This window comes from Bradyrhizobium sp. Leo170, from assembly GCF_004296405.1.
Lineage (GTDB): Bacteria > Pseudomonadota > Alphaproteobacteria > Rhizobiales > Xanthobacteraceae > Bradyrhizobium.
Genome location: NZ_PSRR01000576.1, coordinates 1 through 2,889 on the forward strand (window position 1 = coordinate 1; position 2,889 = coordinate 2,889).

Here is a 2,889-nt window from a genome sequence, read left to right on the forward strand (position 1 = left end):
GGATTTCCTGGATCGACCAGCGGATCAAGAACGATGCGTCGGTCGCGGCCGCCGCAGCCTGTGCTTCGAAAGGATTCCTTCGAGATTCATCCGGTAGGCTCGAATGGCCCGGTTCAATCTCGCCTCCTTCGAAAGGGCCGCGCAGCCTTTTGGCCGACTGGTCAGCAGCTTCGCCAGCTTTGCCTTTCGACTGTCGGATTCAGCCTCGCACACAAGGTCTGGCCGGTGTCGGCGAGAGCCGCTTCAGCCAGTTCTATCGACACAAGCCGACCTCAGCTCCTGAGCCGGTTTTGCAGGGCCAGCCGACTGACCCTGAGGTTCTTAAGGTTCAGCAGGTCCGGCTGTCCTGTTGCCAATCGCCTGACCAGCTCCCGGGTGCCGTCCACGACAAAGACGCCGCAATCATAGGTGTTGCTCTGCTGGCGCATTGCGGCCCGTTGCGGGTTGGCCCCCAGCCGTCCTGCGAGCTCCGCTGCGGGCCGGTCATTATATCCCACCTGAGAGCCGTACCCATCGTCTACCATCAGAGAATCGTAGTAATGGGCAACCGGCGGCCTTGACCGATCGCTGCGATCAACCAGCAGCAGCGACCAGTGACTGCCGCGCCGCTCTATCTCCGCGCCGGCATCGTTTACCGGCAGGAACAGGAAGTCGTCTGTATGGCCAATCCAATTGAGTGCTTGTGCCGCGAGCGCGTCTGACCGCACCATTTGGGCTATCAGGGGATTCACGAACTGCGTCCGGGCGGCGAGATCCGGATTGCTCTCCTGCAACTCCTGTGTCAGGAGCTCATAGTCCCGCTGGATATGCTCGTTCGACAGCCAGTCCGTGGCACCTAGCACGCGTCCGCTGCGGCCGGCGGAAGAGGCGCCGGTAACTGACGTACCGGTCCGGGCATCTGGGACGGGGGAAGGGCGAGGATGATGGATGAATTGCGCATCGCGGCGTCCTCGCGTCCGCAATGTGATCGAGTAGGTCTCACCGTTGATGGAGACCTGCCTTGGGCCGCTGAGCTGGGTCGGCAGGACGCCGATGTTATCCAGGGCATCGAGCAGGAAATCCGGCACCGGCCGGGAGCCATGCTGCCAATTCTCGCCGACGAGAGGTCCGATATCCTCAAGCTCCACAAGCGAGCCCGATGCGCCGACGACAAAGCCGGCAGGGCCGAGCACCGGCGGTGATTGAGCATCGTCGCGCAATTCGGATGGCGTCGGCGCATTCAGGTCAACGAAAGAGTCCAGACCCGCGTAGGTATTTGAACGAGCTCCGGCCAGGTGCGCTGGTGCAAAGTGAGCATCATCGCGCAATTCGGATGGCGTCGGCGCATTCAGGTCAACAAACGGCTCAAGGCCGGCGTAAGTGTCTGAGCGAGCCCTGGCAGTTGACGGTGACGCTGGTTCTTGCATCTCCTTCCTCAACAAAGCCCAAGCTCCCTCGCTCGGGGTGGCTGGGGTTGCGGGAAGCGCCTGCGACGGGCTGGGCCGCCCAGCGCCCAGCCCGGACGGCAAAGCCGGCTGCTCGCGGGCTTCTGGCCCTAGAGCATGGTTCGCCTCGACGAGTTTTAAGTAATTCCGAAGGTGCGCCAAATCAAGATCATATAGCCTGCCTTCAGTCAGTTTGAATGCAAGCACATCGTCGCGCAGCGTAAAGTCCTCCTTGTTGGAGCGGTTAAGTCGGCCAGCCATGCTCTCCCTGCCATTTTCTTTAAGCCACGCACCCAGGGTATGAAGACGTGCAGCCCGCTCCTGGGCAGACTTCCTTGGCTCAAGATTTTTCAAGGCCTGGTCGAGCGCGCCATCTATGAGGGCGGCGTCTTCGGGATAACGACCCAGATGCCATGAGCTACTTGCGCCGGATGCGCGCTCCGCGCGCTGAAACTCGTCAATCATCTTCAACGCGGGCCCGAGGGTTGTGTCGTTCGGACGCAACTCTTTAGCGCGCTTGATGCGTGACTCGTGATCTAGCCTGGCGATTGCGTGGCCCTCGCGGTTGAGCGCTTCAGAAAATATGCGAAGGCTGCCGCTATAGATCACAACGGCCGCTGCGGGTCGCCTGCTGCTACGAGCTGCGCCCTCGATGAGGGCTTGGTCTTCGGCTGGAATACTCCGTTGCCGCCCACGCTGGGAACGGCCTGACGTACCACCGGGTTCAAGATACTCCCGAAGATAACGCAAGCCAGTAATAATTTTCCGGTTGCCGAATTTATTGGCGTGGGCTACCAGCGAATTGTGATCGAGCGCAGAAATCGATTGCCCATTACGTGCGAGATCATCTCCAAGACCACGAAGAACCGTTACATAACCACCGACCGTTGCCGCGCGCAGTCCCCGGCGTTCACCCGCCGACCGAATGGCGTTGTCGATGATGGAGGCGTCTTCATTAGACAGATGGGGGGTGTATCGATCTCGACGCGCGGGCGCCGCTGGGACGGGAGCGGCATCGGCTTGTTGCACCTCATCCAAGCGTTGCTCAAAGCTCGGATGCCCAGCCTCGTCCGCTTGCCCCCCTGACCTGACTGTTGCTTCGCCAAGGCGGGGTGATACCCACGTTGCCAGTCGGGGACTGAAAATATTGAATCTGTTCGGATCCATCGCGACCTCGTTCGACTGGACTTCAGCAATGAGACAGCAGGCTACTGTCGCAACCTGACGAGAGGCTGACGTCGTGGAACCGGCGCTGCCAGCGGCGCCCCCAAAGCTCGCAATCCGAAGACTTTCAAAATCCGTCGTGCCTCAGTTTGAGATTTTTCCGGCCCACCAGATCGTCGTCCATTGGATTGGGGCCAAGGTCCGGGGTCAATTGAGCCACCAGATTGCAGGTGCGGCAATGAGAGCCCAGCGAGGAAGTTTCTGGCGAGCTTGTCACAGCGCTTGACATGTGGCGGAAGTC

Annotated in this window: 1 protein-coding gene; it reads right to left on the reverse strand. The window is 60.6% G+C overall.

The window, feature by feature from the left end; genetic code table 11:
* Positions 1 to 272: 272 nt before the first annotated feature.
* Positions 273 to 2,453 carry a hypothetical protein gene (locus tag CWO89_RS42600; protein ID WP_245476830.1) on the reverse strand — a complete coding sequence of 727 codons (2,181 nt, stop codon included), beginning with the start codon at positions 2,451 to 2,453 and terminating at the stop codon, positions 273 to 275.
* Between the last annotated feature and the right edge of the window lie 436 nt (positions 2,454 to 2,889).